Below are 21,010 nucleotides of genomic sequence, written 5' to 3'. Positions count from 1 at the left end.
ATATAATGACATACCCTCTTTTTTACGACGTTGAACAAACATTTGAGACGTCCCAAATTAATAATATTGCAAAGACCGTGGACGCGGTCTTTGCTTCTTTTGATCGTTCTACAATAGCGCAAGGCGCAACAGTCGGGATAACTGTAGGTTCACGCGGGATAGATCGAATTGTTCCTCTGCTGCAAGCCGTCGTGCACAATCTTAATACCCTTGGACTACGTCCATTCATTATCCCTTCAATGGGCTCACATGGTGGGTCTACAGCGGAAGGACAAACAGCAATCCTCACCGAGCTTGGTATTACGGAAGAATCCGCAGGTTGCCCTATTGTTTCCTCTATAGAAACTGTGAGCTTAGGTGTTCTGGAAGAAGGTGCTGAAGTTTTCGTGGCGAAAGATGCACTGGAAGCTGACTATATTTTTGTGATGAATCGCGTAAAACCCCACACCCTCTTTCATGGAGAAGTGGAGTCCGGTCTATGTAAGATGCTTGCAATTGGACTTGGTAAACCGCACGGAGCTGACAATCTGCATAACTTTCCACTAGAAACTGTTATTAAGCCGGCGGCATTGCGTATTTTGGAGCATATCAACCTGCTGGCAGGTCTTGCCGTCGTTGAAAATGCTGTCGAGAAACTCCACAGTATAAAATTATGCACGAAAGAAGACGTCGTAAAAACAGATTCTTCTCTCCTCTCTGTATCAGCTGCCATTCTGCCGCGTATCCCACTTGATTCAATTGACCTTCTCATTATTGATGAAATGGGAAAAAACATCAGCGGAACCGGTATGGATACTAACGTCATCGGCGCATGGCGTCGAATGGCAGGCGAACGCAAACCGGAATACAAGACTCTCGTAGTGTTGAATCTTACCCCGCAATCACAAGGTAACGCTCACGGTATCGGCATGGCTGATCTCATTCCGCAACGCCTTGCTGATTCAATAGATACCACTGCGACCTACGCAAACTCACTTACAACCGGTGTATGGGCAAGCGGACGACTACCGATCACTCTCCCCACAGACAAAGCCGTTATCGATGCTGCACTAGCAAAAGCTCCAAAATCAATACGGGCAGTGCGCATTACAAATACACTATCACTACAACATTTTTGGGCAACGGAAGCTCTTCTGGATGATCTGGAATCAGCCGGAGTATCAACACACCGCACGAGAGCTCATTCTCTTAAATTTAGTGAATCACACATTCTACAACAATTCTCGTAAGTTCACGTCATCAGCGGCTCTCACGACTTCGCTAACAGCTTTAATACTCAAACTAAGCCCTCTCTCTCTGCTATCATAGTGCAAGACACACTTAGCAGCAGCGTATCCAAGGCACTATAGCCAACGCTTCAGAAGCGACGCTGCCAAGGAGAGACACATGCTTCGAAAGATTAGTTTACTAGTCGGCTGCATTCTGCTGTTTGCTCTGTTGGGAGGGTGCACAGTTACTGCCGGTGGTGGCTACGGCTACTACGGTGGCAGTGGCTACTACTATCCATATGGCGGATATGGCTACAACAGCAACAACTACTATTACAGCAACCGAAACTACTATTACAACAAACATAATCATAACCGGAAATATAACCGACCTAGGAACAGAGGTCCCAATCGCGCCAAATACCGCGGAAATAGAGGCAGCAGCAGGCAAACGCGTGCTCGCGGTCGCTCTCGTGGTGGCAGCAGCCGCATGCGTGGTGGCAGCAGTCGTGGCGGCGGCCCTAGGCGTATGCGTGGTGGCGGCGGTCGTGGTCGTGGCGGCGGCGGTCGCGGTCGACGCTAAAACTTTATGTCCGCCAAATTCCTAAAGAGCAACAAGGCCCTCTTTGTACATAGTACCTTGAGGGCTTTTTTCATTCTACGTACTTCATGGCATGCTATTGGGCATAAATAATTGTTATTTCGAACAATTGCAGTACCTATTACCATCATAAATACATTGAAATATCAGGAGACTAAGATGCCTGCAAAGCGAATTCTTATGATCGTTGGTGATTTTGTGGAAGATTATGAAGTGATGGTTCCTTACCAGATGCTTTTGCTTGCCGGACATTTTGTTGATGTCGTTTCGCCAGATAAAAGTGCCGGAGATTTCGTCGCCACAGCAATTCATGACTTTGAAGGGCACCAGACCTACACAGAAAAACGCGGTCACAACTTCCTGTTAAACAAAAGTTTTGATGCCGTGGACGTTGAAAACTATGACGGGCTGATCCTTCCCGGCGGTCGTTCTCCGGAATATTTACGTCTTGATGCACGGGTACTCACAATTGTTCGCGCGATAAATGAAGCAAAAAAGCCGCTTGGTGCTATCTGTCATGGCCCACAAATTCTTGTGGCAGCAGATATCCTCAAAGGCGTTTCCTGCTGCCCGTATCCATCAGTCAATCCAGAAATTTTACAATCCGGCGGTACTCTGGAATTATTTAACGAGACCTATTCCAATGCCTGCGTCAGCGGACACATTGTCACTGCGCCCGCTTGGCCTGCACATCCAGCTTTTATTAAGGCATTTCTTGATCTACTCGGCACTACAATTGAGCCATAATTCGCTTTCCAAAAAACAGAAACTGCACAGTTGCCTACGCGATTGTGCAGTTTTTTTTGTAACATCATCGGCGTAACTTATACTTTCCTCACTACGTAACTATTTTATTGTATTCATTACCCAAATAGATTCAAAAAACGTAGAGAGGAACATATGCCCCTTCATAATCATAAAGTTAATATCGATGATCTCTTCACCTCAGAATCCATGGCTAAGCCCCTGAACGTACATCGCATCTCACGCAAAGAACGTAATCCAAAAGCCGTATACCAAATGATTCATGATGAACTGCTTCTTGACGGAAATGCACGTCAGAACATGGCAACCTTCTGTTCCACATGGCTTGAACAAGAAGTTCATGAGCTCATGCAAGAATGTATCGACAAAAACATGATTGATAAGGATGAATATCCGCAAACGGCAGAAATCGAATCTCGTTGCATATCTATGCTTTCAAATCTCTGGAACGCCAAAGAGTGTTCAGACCCTGCAGAAACTCAATGCTCCCCTGCAATAGGTTGCTCCACCACAGGTTCAAGCGAAGCCGCCATGCTTGGTGGTATGGCACTAAAATGGAACTGGAAAGCGCGCCGTCAATCAATCGGTAAATCCTACGACAAACCAAATTTGGTCTGTGGTCCTGTACAGGTCTGCTGGCACAAATTTGCCCGCTACTGGGAAATTGAGCTACGCGAACTTCCGATACGGGAAGGGAGCTATACGTCCTCTCCGGAAGACGTTGTCGCTTACTGCGACGAAAACACCATAGGCGTGGTTCAAACCCTCGGCACAACCTTCACCGGACATTACGAGCCAATTGAAGAGGTACATGCAGCCCTCGACAAGCTTCAGCAAGAAACCGGGCTGGACATACCTATGCATATAGACGCTGCAAGTGGTGGATTTGTCGCTCCGTTTATGCATACGGAAATCAAATGGGACTTCCGTCTCCCTCGCGTTAAATCGATCAATGCATCCGGTCACAAATTCGGTCTCGCCCCCCTCGGCTGCGGCTGGGTCATCTGGGCAACAAAGCAAGATCTTCCAGAAGATCTCATATTCCGCGTTAACTACCTCGGCGGAGAAATGCCAACTTTTGCACTAAACTTCTCACGCCCCGGTGGTGAAGTCATAGCGCAATACTACAACCTTCTTCGCCTCGGCTATGAAGGGTATATAAAAGTACAAGAATCAGCATTTGCAGCAGCAGAATATTTTGCCGCAGGGCTTGAGCAATTCGACCTCTTCGACTTTCTCAACAATAGTTCAAAGGGGCTACCGCTCGTCTGCTGGAAATTTAAAGAAGATGCCAATATGCCCTTCAGCCTCTATCAATTATCCGACGGCCTGCGCCAACGCGGCTGGCTCATACCAACGTACACTCTACCGCCAAACTGCCAAGAAACAATTGTACAGCGCATCGTAGTGCGGCACGGCACGTCTGTAGACATGCTCTGTCTGCTACTCAAAGATTTTAAAGAAGTAATCGCGGAGCTTATGGATTCGCCTCCGTGTCATCCGGACAAGAAGCACACATCGTTTAACCATTCTTAACAACGATGCTTTTGCGAACTTTAAGCAGTGTTTTACGATTTTGTTGCCTCCGGCGGGCAGGAGGGCTCTGCCCCCTACATCCCCCGCAANGGGACACGTCCCCTTAACCCCTATTAGGGTTGAGTTTTAGTAACGGAAACTAGTTTTCCTTCGGGTAGACAATAACGTGTTTACTGCAACACTTTGAAAAAATTACTAAGAACATGAATAGTAAGCCGCATAAGAAGTTCACTAACGAAAATCTTTCGACATAATAAAAAATTTGGAAGGGGGTCTGGGGGAAACTTTTTTAAAAGTTTCAGCCCAGCCGCCGGAGGCAAANCAAAAAAACGCCGGAGTTGCCTCCGGCGTTTTGTAATCATAACTTGAATCAGGTTGTTGCTAAACTTTAGCGCCCTGAAGTTCTTTAGCGGTGAAGTCCCATTTCACGTTGTGTGGCGGGAGAGCTTCTTCGGTGAACCAACGTGGGAGCTGATCGTCTTTATCGGTAAAGCCTGCACGACGGTTGAAGTCAAGTTCATCCTGAAGTGCGCCTACACCGAGATTTACTACATCATCTACGCTGTATTCGGAACCGAGAAGACCGGCTACGAGTTTCGCCATGCATGGTACACCGCGTTCGTCATCGAGAACAGCGAATGCTACGAAGAGGCAAAGACCAAGGGAGTCAACTGCTGCTGTTGCAATCTGAAGATTCTTGGAAGTTTCAATGTTGCCTTCTTTGTTGTGACCATCAACATCGCCACCACATTTCAGAACGTTCTGACATACTGCGTAACCAGCGGTATGGTCAGCACCCATTGGTGTAGTTGCGTAGGTAACACCAACGCCTTTAACTGCACGCGGGTCATATGCTGGCATAGACTGGTTTTTAACGGTTGGAATACGGTCAACACCGAATGCTGCTGCGGTAAAGCCTGCGCCGTTACCGAGGATACGGCCTACAGGATCACCGGTACCAACTTTTCTGAGGTATTCGAGTGCTGCTGGTCCGTCGCCCCATGCGATAAGGCCGCCTTCCATTGCCATTGCAAGGGAGCTAGCCATTTCGATGGTATCCATGCCGATTTCGTCACAGGTACGGTCCATGGTTGCGATAAGGTCGAGGTCGTCGATGAGAAGGTGCGCGCCAAAGCCCCAAATGGTTTCATATTCAAAACCGGTTGTAAGCATTTTGCCGTCTTTATCGTTGTACACCTGTGAACACTGGATAATACAACCTGTGTGACAACCATGAGAGACTTTACCGTCACGCTTGGTGATGGTGTCCGCAAGAGTTTCACCGGAAATTTTCTCAGCGTTTTCAAAACGACCGGTACGGAAGTTTTTAGTTGGCAGTGCACCTGCTTCGTTAACAATGTTAACGAGAATTGCGGTACCGTATGCTGGAAGTCCCTGACTTGTTACAGGGTGGCTGCGAAGGATGTCTGTCCACTCTTTACGAGCAGCTTTAAAGCCTTCTTCGTCGCCCATAATAACTTTGCCTTTAACTTCATGGTCAAGAATGAGAGATTTAACTTTCTTGGAACCAAGCACAGCACCCATACCACCACGACCAGCAGAACGGGTAGGGAGCCCTTCTGGGTCGGAGAACTGGATGGTTGCTGCCTGCATACAATGTTCGCCAGCAGGACCACAGAGACAAGTAACAGCTTTTTTGCCGAACTCTTCCTGTAATTTTTCCTGCGCAGGATAGTTCTGCATGCCAACAATTTCTTTAGCAGAAGTAAATTTTACTTCGTCCTTAGAAATAAAAATATTGGTAAAATCAGAATCATCTTCCGGCTTATCTTCGAGGATAATTGCCTGAAGGTCCATTTTACCCATCTGGTTAGCGAACTGGCCACCAGAGTTACTTTCTTTAATACCACCAGTAAGTGGAGATTTAGAGCCTACAGAAACACGGCCAGAATTAGCAGCGTTTGTGCAAGCAAGAACACCGGAAGCAAAAACAAGCTTGTTTTCTGCGGAAAGTGCATGACAGTCAGCGGGAACTTCTTTGTTTACAACGCGGGAAGTAAGTGCACGGCCACCAAGACCTGCATACTCTCCAAGCTCTTCAAAAGCATATTCCTGAGTACGAGTATTAATTCTAAGAATTCTCATTTTTTAACTCCTTGTATTGCTCCGGTTTTCACCGGCAGATAAGTCCAGATAGGCTTATAGAGATAAATCGAATTCAAGAATCTCTCAATCAGGGAAAAGTAGAAATGCAGTAAGGCTTTTCCTTAACATGCTTAATTCACTCAATATTGATTGAGTGCTTAAACAGTCGTCAATCCACAACGAATTGCATACTTTGTAAGCTCTGCCACGCTTGTATATTTTGTTTTCTGCATAATCTGTCTACGATGTGTTTCAACGGTTTTACCACTGATGCACAGCATCTCTGCCACTTCTTTGGTGCTATTGCCTTCAGCAATTAACTTAAGCACTTCGCTTTCTCTGGCAGATAAAGCGACCTCTTCATCCTGAGGTTTACGTAGGGTTCCTATGTAATCCATAACGACAGAATCTCTAAGGGGTTGGCTTAGACAAATCTCACCCTTCATTGCAGAACGTACAGCATGTGCTAACTCATCGAAACAACAGTCTTTTAGCAAGAAACCATACGCATTGGTTTTTAAGATTTCTCGTACAAACTGTGTATCCTTATGCATCGACAAAGCGATTATGCGCGTATCAGGGAATTCCTGAGTAATTTTCTGCGCTGCGACAATACCATTCATACCCGGCATACTAATATCTGAAATAACCACATCAGGAAGCAACTTGGCGACCAGTTCCAACAGCTCTACTCCACTGGCGGCCTTGCCTACAATTTCAATGTCTTCTTCGTCTTTAACCAACGAGCAAAGACCTTCTAAAAAAACTTTGTGGTCATCTGCAATGACAACACGGATAGTCTTATCCATTGTATGTTCCTGTTGCTGCACTCATTTCCACATCCAGCGCGGGTGCAGTTTGTTTGAAAGGAATAAAGATGAGAACATTGCCGCCAATACAGTCGGATGTAAATGCTACATCGCCCCCGAGATGACGAACTGACTCCTGAATTGTGAGCAGCCCGAATCCTTTGCGAAATCCTTCTTTTGATGTCCTGTCCGGAAACCCTTTGCCATTATCATGAACAGTAATAACAACGCCGTCTGAACGATTGCAAAATGCGATTGTGCAGGCTGAGGCACCAGAATGCTTTACCACGTTCGCCATAAGTTCCCTGACAATACGGAACGTCATGATCTTAAAGTCGCTGCCCCATACGCTACATTCCATCTCGTCTTCCACTGCGAACGAAATGCCATGCTCTTTGGCGTATTTTTCACCAAGCCATTCAACCGCAGAAACAAGCCCCAATGCGTACAACGTAGGAGGACTTAATTCCCACACAAGTGTCCGTGTCAACTCAATACCGCTTCCTAATTGCTCCATGCTGGAATCCAGCAATTCAAGTTCGTCATCTTCCGATAAATAACGACGCAGCAAGTTAAGGCGCATCTTAACAATAGCTAAAATTTGCCCCAGACTATCGTGCAGTTCAACAGCAATTTTACGGCGCTGTTGCTCTTCAGACAAGGCAAGTCGAGTTGACAACACCCGAACAGCCTCGCGGTTACGTTTCTCTTCTGTAATGTCACGTGCGACCCAAACAATTTTCCGAGGTCCACACCCACGTTGAGGCAGTGCAAGCGCTCTCCCCTCAAGCCAATATTCCTTGCCTGCATGTTCTACACAGTATTCGATTACTTGTAGGCGCTTGCAATCAAGACTTTTGAGTAATGGACGACGTATGGTATCCAAAAGCTTTTCGTCGAAAAGCTCAGTCAGCTTTTTCCCCACAGGATCTGTTGCATGACAAAATTTCAACAAATCGTCTCTGGATGTAATTACATCAAGACAAACACAAAACTCATCAAAAACGTAATACACATTCTGTGAAGCATTAAAAATGGACTGCATCAACGACTTGTTACGCTGCAGAATATGAGCCTGCAATTTTGACTCTGCCAGCTCTAACAACAACGCTTTATTCTTTTCCAGTATCTCAGCCTGTTGTGCACGGTGCAACCAAACCACTCCTCCCAACACCGCGGCGGAAACGCCGCATGCTAAAAGAAGCAAGCCCTGTTTACCCAATTCAACATCGAACAAGACACCCGCAGCAGCAATAGCAAAGCACAACGCTATGCCCGCTACGCATAAGGCTTCAACATATACCCGATTTCTAACAGTACTTGGCAATTTGAAATTCTCCCTGTTACAACGCACCTTATGCCACGCAAAACTAGCGCGAGCAAAAGAAATACTCTGTACAGAACTCATACCGCGAATCAGAAACAAAAAAAAGAGCAGAGACTCTCACAGAAGGACAACGCTACTCATTGTCGCAACTCTATGAAATCATCTGCTCTTTCTATCATTCAATGTCAAAACAGCCAGCCTTAAAAACCGCTACAGTCTTTCCAACACCCTGTCACAAAACAATTTTTTAAGGAAAAATAGCTGGTACCGTGAATACATAGTCACTATCTTTCAACGGAGCATGGCATTTCACGCACCCTTGCACGTCTGCCTTGAAATCTTCCGGAAGCTCCAACTTTTCAGTCGCCCAAAAAGCAAAACCCCACCCAAGCGTATCCTCAAACTGCTCCGTATCCTTATACATCGTTGCAACACCAATAATCTCTGAAGGAACCCACGATTCTTTCCAGGTAGGCAATCTGCGTTGACGCCACAATACCTTAACCAGCAACGTCCCTTCCGGCCACGGATTGAACATTTTCTGACGGGCGGCGCGTATCGCCACATTGTTCCCAAGAATTACTCGAACAGATGCCCTGTCTTCCCGATGCGAGACACTCAAAACTTTCCAATCACGATAATCTACAGGAAACGGCAGCTTGTTCGGCGCCATCCGAGGCGGCTTCCACTTATGTCGGTTACCGTCCCACGCATTAAACGCCTTTTCCCACTCCTCAAAGGTTGCGACTTCATCCGAAGGCACTGACAGAGCCAATGCCGGACATGCCAACGAAACAGCAAGGCACATCATCATCAAAATTTGTCGTATATTCTGCACGGACTCTCCCACAGGATTACTCTTCTCATACAAGGTGCTTTTCTTATTGTATTTTCTGAGTATCTTATCCAAAGGGGATGGTCTCAAGTATATATGGACGTTTAGATTTATTATCTTTTTTTATTTTTTGTTGCCTTCGGCGAGTAGGCGGGCTCCGCCCCCTACACTCTCGCAANGGGACACTGTCCCCTTAACCCCTATCATGGGTTCTTTCTTTTCTAGGGAGACTATTAGTTTAGCTTTATAATGAAAATTTACGGTGGGATACTGGGGCAAAACAGGTAAGAAGGCATCGACACAAGACTAAGTTTTAAAAATATCTTTAAAGCCTACTGTACGTCAGAGTTGTAATGCCCTAAAGCTCGCAACCCACAAATAAAATTTAATAAAGTTACAAAGCAGTTACCCTCAAAACAATGGCGTGAGGTGCACCAAATAGTGCCTACCGGACAAAAAAACCTCCGCTAAAAGGGGTCAAGGGGACAGTGTCCCCTTGCGGATGCAAGGTGGAACCTGCCCGCCGGAGGCAACCGCAGCCACAGCTACAGCTACAACTGCAACTGCAACCGTTCATCACAATACCCTATTACTTAGAACACCCATGTTTTTTCATAAGCTCGTATAAATGCCCACGCGAAACGCCTGCAAGGGTGTGCGCTAGCTTGATATCACCATTGGTGTGCAGCAGTAGCCCTTCAATATATTCTTTTTCTTTGGTCAGACGATGCTCTTTTAACGACTGAGGCACGAACCCGCCAACAGATTGCGCTGGCGAAGATGTTCCCATTGGGTGCTGTTTCTGTGCTGAATAAAAAGAATCTGTCGCTGGTGGAACATCAAACTTTTTCCCTAATTGTTTGCCTGTCTCCGCTCTGGCAACACTTACACGTAGCTCAACAGGAAGATGGGTGCTGTATAGCACGGACTCCTGCCCAACTGTTGTGCAGGCTCTATCCATGCTGTGGATAAATTCACGAACGTTTCCGGGCCAATCATATGNCATGATGGTTTCCATGAAATCGTCAGACACGACTTTTACTTGCTGCCCATGTGATTCAGCACGCTTGTCGAGCCACCATGTCACGAGTTCCGACAAATCTTCTTTGCGTTCTCGGAGAGGCGGTAACGTAATAGAAAGTCCGCGGAGACGGTACAGAAGATCTTCGCGGAAAAGTCCGAGTCGAACCATCTCTCGCAAATCTTTATTTGTTGCGACGACTAAGCGAAAATCGCTCGTAATTTCTTTCGTTGCGCCTACTGGACGAAAACGTTTTGTTTCTAAAACTCGTAGGAAAGCACTTTGCTGCTGCATCGGGAGCTCCCCGATCTCATCAAGAAACAATGTGCCGCCGTCGGCTGCTTGTAGCACCCCTTCACGGTCAGCAGTTGCGCCTGTGAAGGCACCCTTTTTATGTCCGAACAGATGGCTTTCAAGTAATGTTTCTGTGAACGAGGCACAATCCAGCGCCACAAAAGGCTTGCTTGAGCGGCTGCTGTTGTCATGAATAGCACGACTGAACAGCTCTTTGCCGGTTCCTGTTTTCCCCTGAACGAGAGTGTTTACAGAAGTTGCTGCTGCCTGCGCTACAAGATCAAGTGCTTGCATCAAGGACGGGCTGCTACCGATAATTTCGTCTCGCTTTAAGGACGATTTCAGCTGCTGGCGTTTTTGTTCTCGAAAGGCAAGCACCCGTGTTAGGGAACGCACAATGTGTTCCACAGTAAACGGCTTACGCAGATATTCCCATACACCATGACGCACCGCTATTTCTGCATCGTCAGGCGTTGCATGCCCTGTCATTATGATTAGCTCAGGGCACGATGAAGCAAGGCGGATATCATTTATGGACTCAAGTCCGTTCCCGTCGGGCAGAAGCACATCGAGATAAATAACATCAAAGCAGGTTTCTTTAGCTGTAGCTAATCCCTCGGTTAAATTTTCTTTTACTACAACCTCATGCCCAAGGGAGCCGATGACTTCGGACAGCATTGTGCGGATTAACAGCTCGTCATCGATAACAAGAATTTTAGCCACGTTCCACTTCCTTTATAGCATCTGCGATTGCAACACGAGTTTGCGTCATAACTGTTGTGAGGTCTGAAACGGCACTGCTAATACCATGGTTGGTACTCTGTGCATTTTCAGAAGATGGCATATCATCTGGCAGCATTTTGCCATCCAAGAAATCACCAGAGCTGCCGTGCACTTCAACAATGGCACGACAGTCAGCTTCTATTGTCCCCGCGGCATTCTGTAACGCGATGGCGCATAATAGCCCTGCTGAATTCTTAATGGCGTGAGCGGCAACCATGGCACCCTGCCAATCCTGCCTGTTCACTGCCTGTTCGAGACTCGCTTCTTTTTCTTCTGATTCCTGTAAAAAACTTGAACATAATATGGTGAATAACTTTGTATTTCCCGCCATTGCTTCCATTGCTTTTTCCATGTCCAGAACAACCAATGTATCCACCTCGTCTTTAGAATCAGTAGGAAGCTCTGCAGTGACACCGGAACCATCGTGTTCTTCAGTCGAAGACTCTGCAATGCTCTGCACGGCATGAGAAGTCGAAGTATCTTCCGTAGAGTCAACGACAGTCTCGCCCAATACCTCTTCAAGCACATCAAGCAGCCCTTGCGCTTGTAGCGGTTTGCTCACGTAATGACTCATACCAGCACGCAGAAAACGCTCCCTGTCACCATCAACAGTAAAAGCTGTTACCGCCACAATGGGAACATCCGCCGCAACGGCTAGGTCGTTACGTTTTCGTATCTGCTGTGTTGCCTCAATGCCGTTCATTATCGGCATCTGTACGTCCATAAATATTATATCGACACACCGTTGTTGCAGAAGAGAAAGTGCTTTTCCACCATCCTCAGCAAGCAAGACTGTGTGCCCGTGCGATTCCAAAATTTTCTGGATATAGACCCTGTTCAGCGAATTATCGTCTACAGCAAGAACAGTATACCCAGCAGGGAGTGATGAGTTGCCGAATAAGCTAAGACAGGTTTTGCCGTCGTCTAGCAAACGTTCATCTTCGTCCGGTATTGCAAAGGGGATTTCAAACGTGAAGGTTGATCCTACACCGAGCTTACTTTTTACCCAGATGCGTCCATCCATCATGGCGGTCAACTGACGTGTTATAGACAGCCCAAGTCCTGTGCCCATACGCCCGTCTTCCAACGCGGCTTCGCCTTGGGAGAAGCTATCGAAAATAGTGGAGAGGTGAGACTGCCTGATGCCTATGCCTGTGTCTCGAACAGAAAAGCGTAACGTGCATACGCCGTCTTTGATTCCCTGATTGCGGATAGCCAGTGTTACGGAGCCATGCTGCGTGAACTTCACACTGTTCCCAAGTAAATTGCCAAGCATTTGTCGCAAACGGAATTCATCTCCGATCAGCTGATCCGGCACGTCGTCCATGATCACACTTTCCAAAACAATGTCTTTGCGGGAACAGGCAAAACGCACCATGTCCAAGCTCTGTTGCACAAGACCATTCAGAACAAAAGGACGTTCTTTCAAGAACATTCTACCGGATTCAATACGGGAAAAGTCAGTAATATCGTTTACAATTTCTAAAAGATTACTTGCTGAAAGCTGTAGCAGCGATGCGTATTCTTCCTGCTCATGCGCTTCCGGCTTCATACGCAGCAATTCCGACATACCGATAATACCGGTAAGCGGCGTACGCATATCGTGGCTCATGTTGGCAAGAAACATAGATTTGATTCGACTTGCTGTTTCAGCTTCATCACGCTTGCGGATAATCTGCACAGCGCTGTAGCCAAAACCGACAAAGCCCGTAATTCCAACCACGAGAAAAACCAAGCCCATGCGGTCTAAGTTCGCATCTGCCAAGAGCAGTAACGGATTTGCCGCAATGGAAACACTGATTCCCCCGCGAATGTCACCCTGTACAGCTGCATCTGCACCATAATGGCACTGTATGCAGGAAGAAGTAGCGTACAGCGGAGCCATATATCGGTACGTAGCCTTGTCAGTTCCTTTCGCAATGTATTCAAAGCGCTCCGACTCGCCGTTTTTAAAAGCAAGAAGTGCACTCTTCTCCCATTCATCCGCAAAATTTGCAGCACGCTTGGGTTTAAGGCTGGTAATATGGAAGGATACGCCTGAACTTGTAGACATAATTTCAGACAATTGGCGGGTCATGTAGGCAGGATTAATCTTTGTGAACATTTTCCCGTTCACAGTAACAATATCCCGATCTTTCCCTTCTAAGTACGGATTTGGCTTAACAGAGTCAGTCACCTCTACATACACGCCTCCGTGTGTAGAGTTCCACTCCCGTGTCGTCACAACCTGACTGAAAAAGGCTTTAGCCTGCCGCAAAGCAATCTGTTCAATATGCTGCTGCTCACCCATTACAAACCAGCTGAACAAGGCAATAATCAGCCCTGTCCAGAGCAGTAATATCACGCCTGGAAAGAATAAAATCTTTGTCTTCACCGCACACCCGCTTCAGAAAAATATGACATCTTTTTCAGATTTATCTGAATTATTGTCAGATTTTTCTGACAAACTCAATAGCGTCAACCCGCCCCATTTATTGATAAAATCATAAGAGTACAGAATATAAAACAATTTTATATTGCCCAAACATTCACAATTGCTGGCACGTTTCTTGGAATCATATCCCTAACAACATGACTCAGAAACCTGAGGGTAGCGTGTGCTCCACGCTCAAATTCTCTCCGGAGAACCCCTCTCTACTAACTGTTAAGGGGGTGATTTAATGCCTGTAAAGGCAGATGTAAGAAAAAAATCAAGGCGCAACATCTGGCTCAGCGGAGCTATAATGGGTGCTTTGCTGACAGTCGTCAGCGTGCTTGCATCTGGCTACATGGTTGAAGCAACCAATACAGATACATTCTGTGTGAGCTGCCACGTTATGAAACCATTCCAGACTTCGTGGAAGGAATCAAAGCACGGCGGGATGAACTCCAAAGGGTTTCAGGCGCAATGCGTAGACTGTCACCTGCCGCATGGCTCCTTTGTGGAATATCTCACAGCAAAAGCAATCACCGGAACATCTGACGTAGTCAACAACATGCTTATTGATCCGTACACATATGATTGGGAAGGCGCTGCCGATCGTAACCGTACCAAATTTACCTATGATAATGCGTGCCGCAAATGTCACGTTAACTTGTTGCCTAAGGAAATTTCAAAAGGCGGTCTTATCGCTCATAGAGATTACTTACGCGGCGACAGCGGCAAAAAGTGTGCAAGCTGCCACGAGCATGTAGGCCATAAAAACATGCGAATTCACACTAGAGAGTACTTTGCTACTAAAAAGTAACAACGCATTATACTGATTATTTTTAAGGAGGAACGTGTGAGGACATTTCTGCATAAACTTACGCTGTTAAGCATTTTTGTAGTCTGTGGAGTTATTATGACTGCACTTGCTGCCAATGCTGGCGTAGTTGGCGAAAAGAAACTTGTAATAAAACGTGGCTACACTAAAGAAGCTGCGTCTTGTATCGAGTGTCACTCTGTTAAAACACCGGGCATTATTGCAGGCTGGAAAAACGGTCGTATGGGTAGCGCTGCTATCTCCTGTTACGACTGTCACGCAGTAGAAAAAGATTCCCCTATGGCCAGCCAGTGTGAAGGCCTTAGAGGCACAGACATTTACATTTCCCCAATGGTTTCCGCAAAAACTTGTGCGCGTTGTCACCCGCACGAAGCAGAAGAGTTTTCTAAATCTGCTCACGCTAAACTTGCCGGTAAACCAATTATCGAATCCGAAAAGTTCAAAAAGCTTATTTCCACAGAAGGCGCAGACTTCCTTGGTGAGAAAAAAGGCTCCATGGTAAACCGTGCTTCAGGCGCTGGCGGTTGTCAGGCTTGTCATGGTACCGAAGTTGAACTTGGTCCGGACAACAAGCCTGTAAACATGACATGGCCTGGCGGCGTTGGAACACGCTACCCTGACGGCGGCATTGGCAACTGTACTGTATGTCACACCCGTCATCAGTTCTCTGTTGCAGAAGCTCGTAAGCCGGAAGCATGTGCTTCCTGTCACCTTGGTCCTGACCATCCACATATTGAAATCTACGAAGAATCCAAGCACGGCCAGATCTTCAACGCCCACGGCGATGAATGGAACTGGGAAGCTGCTTCCGGCGCATGGCAGCCGGGCGACTACACTGCTCCTACCTGTGCAGTATGTCACATGAGCGGTATCGGCACACTTGAGTCTACCCACAACGTAACATCACGTCTCAAATGGGACCTCGTTCATAAACGCTCTGAAATCCGTACCGGCGAACGCGGTGACGGCATTGAAGGCGATAAAAAAATGCGTCAGGTATGTGTAAGCTGTCACGGCGCAACGCATATCGAAGCACAACGACAGCTTCTTGATAACACCGTTGCTCTCTACAATAAGTACTGGGACGGCGCTGTTAAAATGAAGAAAGAGCTTGCCGAGAAAGGTCTGCTCAAAGAAGACAAGTGGAAAGACCCGTATCAGGAACTTATGTACTACCTGTGGCACCATTGTGGTCGTCGCGCTCGTCATGGTGCAGCCATGAACGGCCCTGACTACTCACACTGGCATGGTTTCTTCCAGGTATTCCAAGTCTACAAAGATATGGAAGATCTCTACAACTGGCGTATTAAAAACAATAAAATTGAAGACCTCAGCCCAGTAATGAGCACCGGTCCAATTTAGTAGACTCCTCTTACACGGGCGCCATTATGGTGCCCGTGTCTTAGCTATAGATGTTATGCGAAAAGGTTAGGTCAGCTTCCTTGCCCTGATTCATAACAGCGTTGATGACAGTATACCCAGACATAGAACAAACCATGTTACCTTCACAGCACATCTATAGTTGAGATCAATGAAAAGCAGGTACCCGCCCACACGGATACCTGCTTTTTTATCGCCTTTTCACAAAACAAAAGGAGCCTCTAACAATTTATAGCCTATTCAGACTTTCGACCACGCTTAAGCAAATTAGGAATGCGACACTTCTGTCGAGTTAATTTCAGTTTATCCGAACCAACTGCGATTCCTGCTACCAAAAACAAAACAAGCGCCAACGGCACATCAAAAAGCATCATTAGTTACTCCACTTCGACTATGTATCAGTAATGGCTTTGCGCAGCCTATCTTCATCCTCATGTGAAAGTGATGTTTGCATCACATGCCCACCGCTTCCTTTCAACCGATCAAGGACACGACCTGAAGTCATTTTTGAGCTCAGAACAAACAAAGCAGAAGTTCCCGGAGTGAGTTTACCGCCAAGCTCTTTCATAAATCTATCGCTAATCCCTACATCGCTTAACGCACCTGCAGCGGCACCGGCTCCGGCACCTACCACCAATCCAAGTAGGGGGTGCAATGCAAGAAGCCCTATAAACACACCCCAAAAACCGCCACCAATGGCTCCTGCGTTTGTCAGTGTATGCATTTGGTGCAATTTAACTTTGCCATTCTGCTTATGGATTGCAATTGCGGCATCTTCGATATCAACGAGATATTCACCGGCCATCTTTAATAATTCAGCACGAACTTCTTCAGCACGCAGCTCTGTATCATATGCAATTACCACCAAATCAGCCATTCTGAACCTCCAAGCCTATATTGATCATTGCAGACAGAATACAGTGAGCACCAGCAACTCGTTATGATAAGTACCAAGGCAAAACAGCAGGTATAACGCATAACGGCTTGCCTCGAAAAAGAATATTCGCGATTAACAGCATGGTTATTTTAAAATTAATGGCTACCGCAATACCGTAGCCACTATGTTTCAGCACTTTTTTTGCGCCAAGAGGATAGAACCAGCTCTCAACCTCTTTTCTTGCTTATTGTATTAGGATAACAATAGTAACAATCCGAAACGTGAACCATTCCACGCAACAAACAACTCAGATTTTTCGGGAGGAAGGAATTATGAAGTTAGGATATGTAACTCTCTATGTAGATGACGTTCAAACAGCGATTACGTTCTATGAAAACGTACTGGGCCTGACACTCCGGTTCAAACACGAAAGTAACCTGTATGCAGAAATGGAAACCGGCACCACCGTTCTGGCTTTCTCCCAGCATGACCTTGCAACACAGCTTGTACCGCAAGGCTACCAAAGAGCGCATCCAGACAACGAAGCACTGGGACTACAAATAGGTTTTGACGTTGATAATGTAACCGAAACCTACCACAAGGCTCTTGCTAACGGTGCCAGCACCGTTGACCCTCCAGAAGTAAAACCATGGAATTTTGAATCTGCAATGGTCAAAGATCCTAGTGGTCACCTTGTAGAATTTTCAAAGCCGGTACACGCAGTAAATCCTTCATAACTGCATCTCCGACAAAACGNCCCATGCAACCTATTTGTTGTATGGGCTTTCTTTATGGTAACACGAGACTATGAACATTAAAGATTTTTCCCAAGCTACCAGCCTGTCGCCACACACCATCCGGTATTATGAAAAAATTGGCTTACTCAAAAACATTGAACGTAATGCCAGTGGACACAGAATATTCTCAAAAAATGATCTGCTCTGGATGGAGTTCATTACGCGCCTCAAAGAAACAGGAATGCCCCTCAAACAAATTCTCATATATGCCGAACTACGCGATCAAGGTGAACACACGGCGAATAGCCGTATGCAATTGCTCAAAGATCATGCGCAAGCCCTTGAAGAACGTCTGACTCAAGAAGCATTGCACCTAACGAAGCTTAAAGAAAAGATTGCGTACTACGACACACTCATTACTTCGAAAAACGCTTGACTTAGAGTAAACTCGAACCTGTACGCTTGATGTTTGAAACCAACAACACATCTGCAAAAGGAGAGTTCCATGAACAGTCAACGCTTTACATCCGGGCTAGAAAAACTTCACGAAATCGACGGCGAAGCAGGTAAAACAGTCATAGACAGCCTACAATCTATTGCGCCTGATCTTGCCAAATATACCATCGAATTTCCGTTCGGAGATATCTACCAACGTCCCGGATTAGACCTTCAAAAACGTGAACTTGTGACTGTCGCAGCACTTGCCGCACTCGGCCATTGTCAGCCACAGCTAAGGGTGCATACACACGGAGCACTCAACGTAGGCTGCCAACCGGATGAAATAGTCGAAACCGTTATTCAGATGACTGTTTACGCAGGATTTCCGGCAGCCCTGAATGCCATGTTTACAGTAAAAGAAGTCTTCATTGAGCGCGGAATAATTGAGACTGAGTAGCCCAGAAAGTTATTTAGACAGCTATGCCGACAACAATTTCTTCTTAAGTTGTGTTGCTCCCGACAGGTGAACTCTATTCGCCTGCAACGGCCTTCCTTACTTTCGCAGCTCAAGAGCACTTACGCTGCATTCTGACCCTCTCAGTTTTTCTAAATCATAACCAAACAATATACTGCCTTAAAAAAACAAAAAAGGGATGGAGAGCACTCTTCATCCCTTTTTTACATATTGTATTCGCTGAAAACATATATTTATTCTCAGTACTTTTGTGCTGATACAGAAGCGCTTTTCATCCAAACTCTAACACTTCTATGACCCTTTATTAACATTTCGAAACATTACCCTCTAAAATGTTATTATTTCTCAATTAGTCACTAGCAAAAGGCGTCTTAATCTATTATTAACCTCCTGTTCATTATAAGGAAAGTAACAAACCTTACTTCGTACATTTTCTTTACAACTATTCAGGAATTCCAAATGGCTCCTTCACGTCCGAATATTACTCTTTCTTTACTGGCTGTAGCTTTCGCATGCATGATGTACGTACCACTATCACGCCTTACTCCTGCGTATGCCTTTTTCGCTTTTTCATACTTAGTGCTTTTTAACTACAGTATCTTTTCAATCGCGATACGGCTCAAAAAAATTGTATCTATTCTGCTGCCAGTAATTTTCTGCATGAGTCTTGTCGGGGCATATTTGTATACGTTCCTGAACATCAAGATCAGTGACAACCTACTCTTTCTCTTATTGGAAACAACAACAGGAGAAGCAAATGAAGCCCTCACCCCGGGATTCATTCTTTCCATTGTCACTGCACTTGCCCTGTCCATAGCAGCACATATCGGCATAAAAAAATGTGAAACACCGCCAAAGCTGAAATGGCCAATCATCCTACTCTTACTACTTATTCCTATCAATATCGCACTGTCCAAATTCAGCAAGCATCCGATAGCAAAACAATTACGTCCTGCTATCGCCACAAAATATGCGTTCCCATTCTGTGTAATTGATTCAGTTGCCAACTTTTCAATCAGATGGGTTCAGTACAAAACACGACCAAAGCCACAAAGTTCTGCTTTGCTTGAATCGGAATACGTATTCCAAAAGCAATCTGACCCGCTAACACTCATTTTTATTATCGGAGAATCTGCAAGGGCTGACCATTTCCAAATCAATGGATATGGCCGCAACACCACGCCCCGACTTTCAAAAGAAAAAAATGTCATCACATACGGTGGGATTAAATCTTTTGCGGCAATGACTCGCGTATCTGTTCCTGCCATGCTCACGCCTGCAACAAGTAAAAAACCTAATATTAAAACAAACTCTTTTCTCGATTTGTTTGTAAAATATGGGTTCTCTACAGCATGGATTTCTGCAAACAGCCGTGTTGCCTACAGCAGTGACATGCCGACAACTCGCATCATGGGCAATGCTCAACAGACCATTTTCCGTAATGACTTCACCACCGCAGACTACTCTGAGTTCAGAGATGAAATGATGGTACCCGTAGTCCAAAAAGTTCTCGCTAGCACACAAGGCAACAGAGTCATCGTAGTGCATACCCGCGGAAGTCATTTCAACTATTCGACAAAATATTCTGCAAAATACCGCACATTCACTCCAGACAAATACAAAAGCTATTCCAATCTGGGCACAGTGATAAACGCCTATGACAACAGTATTATTGCAACCGATGGATTCTTAGCAAACGTCTACGACATGGTTAAAGAGCAAAACGCGCTCGTCATCTACTCATCAGATCATGGTGAATCCCTAGGTGAGGATGGCATATTCATGCACGGTAACGACAAAAGACCAGAGCAACGCAACGTGCCTTTCATTGTCTGGTACTCTGACAAATATGCCGAACTAAATCCCACATACGTTGCCGCACTCAAAGATCAAGTAGGCAAAAGGCTCTCGCATGATGTTCTATTCCCGTGGACTGTGAACCTCGGGGGAATTACACTCAAAAATACTTCACTGCCTGTCTTGATTGCTAACTAGACTGTTGCTCACAGAGCTTTTTTGAGAATTCTTTTTTTTGACCTTTATTGCCTACGGCGCTTTTTTATTTTTTTAGTTTGTTTGCCTCCGGCGAGTCTCCGACGGCTCTCCGAGGGGCGGGCTCTGCCCCTGCACCCCGCGAGAGGGACGCCCTCTCGACTGCGAGGTTGTATTCCCCAGTTGTCATGTGAGTAGGTATTAAATGGTACCTCCGTATGGCATCACCATTTCTTCTCATCATACGATAGCAACACAGAATGTTAGCTCTCGGGAAAAATTTCAATAACCTTCCACAGATCACAAAAAAGGATGGAGAGATAACCTCTCCATCCTTTTCCATTTTTCCGCTAGAAACTCTGTAAGCTAAATACTAGATCTTTGAGATATCAGACCTCTCCCCTTCACCAAAAGCTGCCGCCCCTCTCACAAATATCCCATACAATTCTATAACCAAAAAAAGAACAGCCCACATTCAGCGGACTGCTCTTCATAGATACTAGATAGTAAATTCAGCGGGTAGTACAAACTCGCGGTTAAGGGGGCGTCCCCCTTGCGGGTGCTTGCGCCAGTAGCCGTTC

The 21,010-nt window shown here is 45.9% G+C and carries 18 protein-coding genes; 10 read left to right on the top strand and 8 right to left on the bottom strand.

The window, feature by feature from the left end; all coding sequences use genetic code 11:
• The first annotated feature begins 5 nt into the window (after nt 1-5).
• The 4 genes from MKHDV_RS15150 (at nt 6) to MKHDV_RS15135 (ending at nt 4,110) form a co-directional block, all read left to right on the top strand.
• Entirely contained in the window at nt 6-1,229 is a 1,224-nt protein-coding gene (locus tag MKHDV_RS15150) for a lactate racemase domain-containing protein (RefSeq protein ID WP_160716754.1), read from the top strand.
• Between the two features lie 157 nt (nt 1,230-1,386).
• Complete coding sequence (locus tag MKHDV_RS15145) at nt 1,387-1,791, top strand: hypothetical protein (protein ID WP_160716752.1); 405 nt, start codon at nt 1,387-1,389, stop codon at nt 1,789-1,791.
• 177 nt (nt 1,792-1,968) lie between these two features.
• Complete coding sequence (locus MKHDV_RS15140; protein ID WP_160716750.1) at nt 1,969-2,556, top strand: DJ-1/PfpI family protein; 588 nt, start codon at nt 1,969-1,971, stop codon at nt 2,554-2,556.
• A gap of 153 nt (nt 2,557-2,709) precedes the next feature.
• Nucleotides 2,710-4,110: a glutamate decarboxylase gene (locus tag MKHDV_RS15135; protein ID WP_160716748.1), complete on the top strand. Its 1,401-nt coding sequence runs from the start codon at nt 2,710-2,712 to the stop codon at nt 4,108-4,110.
• A gap of 381 nt (nt 4,111-4,491) precedes the next feature.
• Here MKHDV_RS15135 and MKHDV_RS15130 read toward each other — a convergent pair whose 3' ends face one another.
• From MKHDV_RS15130 to MKHDV_RS15105, 6 genes are all read right to left on the bottom strand, one after another.
• Nucleotides 4,492-6,216 (bottom strand): aldehyde ferredoxin oxidoreductase family protein, encoded by a 1,725-nt coding sequence (locus MKHDV_RS15130; RefSeq protein ID WP_160716746.1) that lies wholly within the window; start codon nt 6,214-6,216, stop codon nt 4,492-4,494.
• Nucleotides 6,217-6,374: 158 nt separating this feature from the next.
• The gene (locus MKHDV_RS15125) at nt 6,375-7,025 is read right to left on the bottom strand and encodes a response regulator transcription factor (protein ID WP_160716744.1); all 651 of its coding nucleotides are present in this window, start codon (nt 7,023-7,025) and stop codon (nt 6,375-6,377) included.
• Nucleotides 7,018-8,352 (bottom strand): ATP-binding protein, encoded by a 1,335-nt coding sequence (locus MKHDV_RS15120; protein WP_160716742.1) that lies wholly within the window; start codon nt 8,350-8,352, stop codon nt 7,018-7,020. Before MKHDV_RS15120 ends, MKHDV_RS15125 begins: the two co-directional genes overlap by 8 nt.
• A 247-nt stretch (nt 8,353-8,599) precedes the next feature.
• Nucleotides 8,600-9,190 carry a cytochrome P460 family protein gene (locus tag MKHDV_RS15115; protein ID WP_160716740.1) on the bottom strand — a complete coding sequence of 197 codons (591 nt, stop codon included), beginning with the start codon at nt 9,188-9,190 and terminating at the stop codon, nt 8,600-8,602.
• A gap of 1,000 nt (nt 9,191-10,190) precedes the next feature.
• Nucleotides 10,191-11,225: sigma-54 dependent transcriptional regulator (locus tag MKHDV_RS15110; protein ID WP_254060496.1), on the bottom strand; the 1,035-nt coding region annotated here is incomplete at its 3' end.
• On the bottom strand, nt 11,218-13,659 hold the full coding sequence (locus tag MKHDV_RS15105; protein ID WP_160716732.1) for an ATP-binding protein: 2,442 nt from the start codon (nt 13,657-13,659) through the stop codon (nt 11,218-11,220). The genes MKHDV_RS15105 and MKHDV_RS15110, both read right to left, overlap by 8 nt.
• Before the next feature lie 286 nt (nt 13,660-13,945).
• On the opposite strand from MKHDV_RS15105, the gene MKHDV_RS15100 reads away from it, so the two are divergent.
• Together MKHDV_RS15100 and MKHDV_RS15095 are read left to right on the top strand one after the other, a co-directional pair.
• A complete protein-coding gene (locus MKHDV_RS15100; protein WP_160716730.1) occupies nt 13,946-14,512 on the top strand; it encodes a NapC/NirT family cytochrome c in 567 nt (188 codons plus the stop codon).
• Between the two features lie 96 nt (nt 14,513-14,608).
• A complete protein-coding gene (locus MKHDV_RS15095; RefSeq protein WP_160716728.1) occupies nt 14,609-15,892 on the top strand; it encodes a multiheme c-type cytochrome in 1,284 nt (427 codons plus the stop codon).
• A gap of 254 nt (nt 15,893-16,146) precedes the next feature.
• Here MKHDV_RS15095 and MKHDV_RS15090 read toward each other — a convergent pair whose 3' ends face one another.
• Nucleotides 16,147-16,284: a hypothetical protein gene (locus MKHDV_RS15090; protein WP_160716726.1), complete on the bottom strand. Its 138-nt coding sequence runs from the start codon at nt 16,282-16,284 to the stop codon at nt 16,147-16,149.
• A gap of 17 nt (nt 16,285-16,301) precedes the next feature.
• On the bottom strand, nt 16,302-16,787 hold the full coding sequence (locus tag MKHDV_RS15085) for a DUF1269 domain-containing protein (RefSeq protein ID WP_160716724.1): 486 nt from the start codon (nt 16,785-16,787) through the stop codon (nt 16,302-16,304).
• Between the two features lie 332 nt (nt 16,788-17,119).
• Here MKHDV_RS15085 and MKHDV_RS15080 point away from each other — a divergent pair, with 332 nt between their 5' ends.
• The 4 genes from MKHDV_RS15080 to MKHDV_RS15065 all read left to right on the top strand — a co-directional run bounded on the left by MKHDV_RS15080 (nt 17,120) and on the right by MKHDV_RS15065 (nt 20,432).
• The gene (locus tag MKHDV_RS15080; RefSeq protein ID WP_160716722.1) at nt 17,120-17,524 is read left to right on the top strand and encodes a VOC family protein; all 405 of its coding nucleotides are present in this window, start codon (nt 17,120-17,122) and stop codon (nt 17,522-17,524) included.
• A 70-nt stretch (nt 17,525-17,594) separates the two neighbouring features.
• Nucleotides 17,595-17,960, top strand: a complete 366-nt coding sequence (locus MKHDV_RS15075) for a MerR family transcriptional regulator (protein WP_160716720.1) — start codon at nt 17,595-17,597, stop codon at nt 17,958-17,960.
• 69 nt (nt 17,961-18,029) lie between these two features.
• The gene (locus tag MKHDV_RS15070) at nt 18,030-18,419 is read left to right on the top strand and encodes a carboxymuconolactone decarboxylase family protein (protein ID WP_160716718.1); all 390 of its coding nucleotides are present in this window, start codon (nt 18,030-18,032) and stop codon (nt 18,417-18,419) included.
• Between the two features lie 477 nt (nt 18,420-18,896).
• Nucleotides 18,897-20,432, top strand: coding sequence for a phosphoethanolamine transferase (locus MKHDV_RS15065; protein ID WP_160716716.1), 1,536 nt, complete (start codon nt 18,897-18,899; stop codon nt 20,430-20,432).
• Nucleotides 20,433-21,010 lie beyond the last annotated feature (578 nt).

The organism is Halodesulfovibrio sp. MK-HDV (genome assembly GCF_009914765.1).
Classification (GTDB): Bacteria; Desulfobacterota; Desulfovibrionia; order Desulfovibrionales; family Desulfovibrionaceae; genus Halodesulfovibrio.
This window is presented reverse-complemented; position numbering and strand designations above follow the sequence as displayed.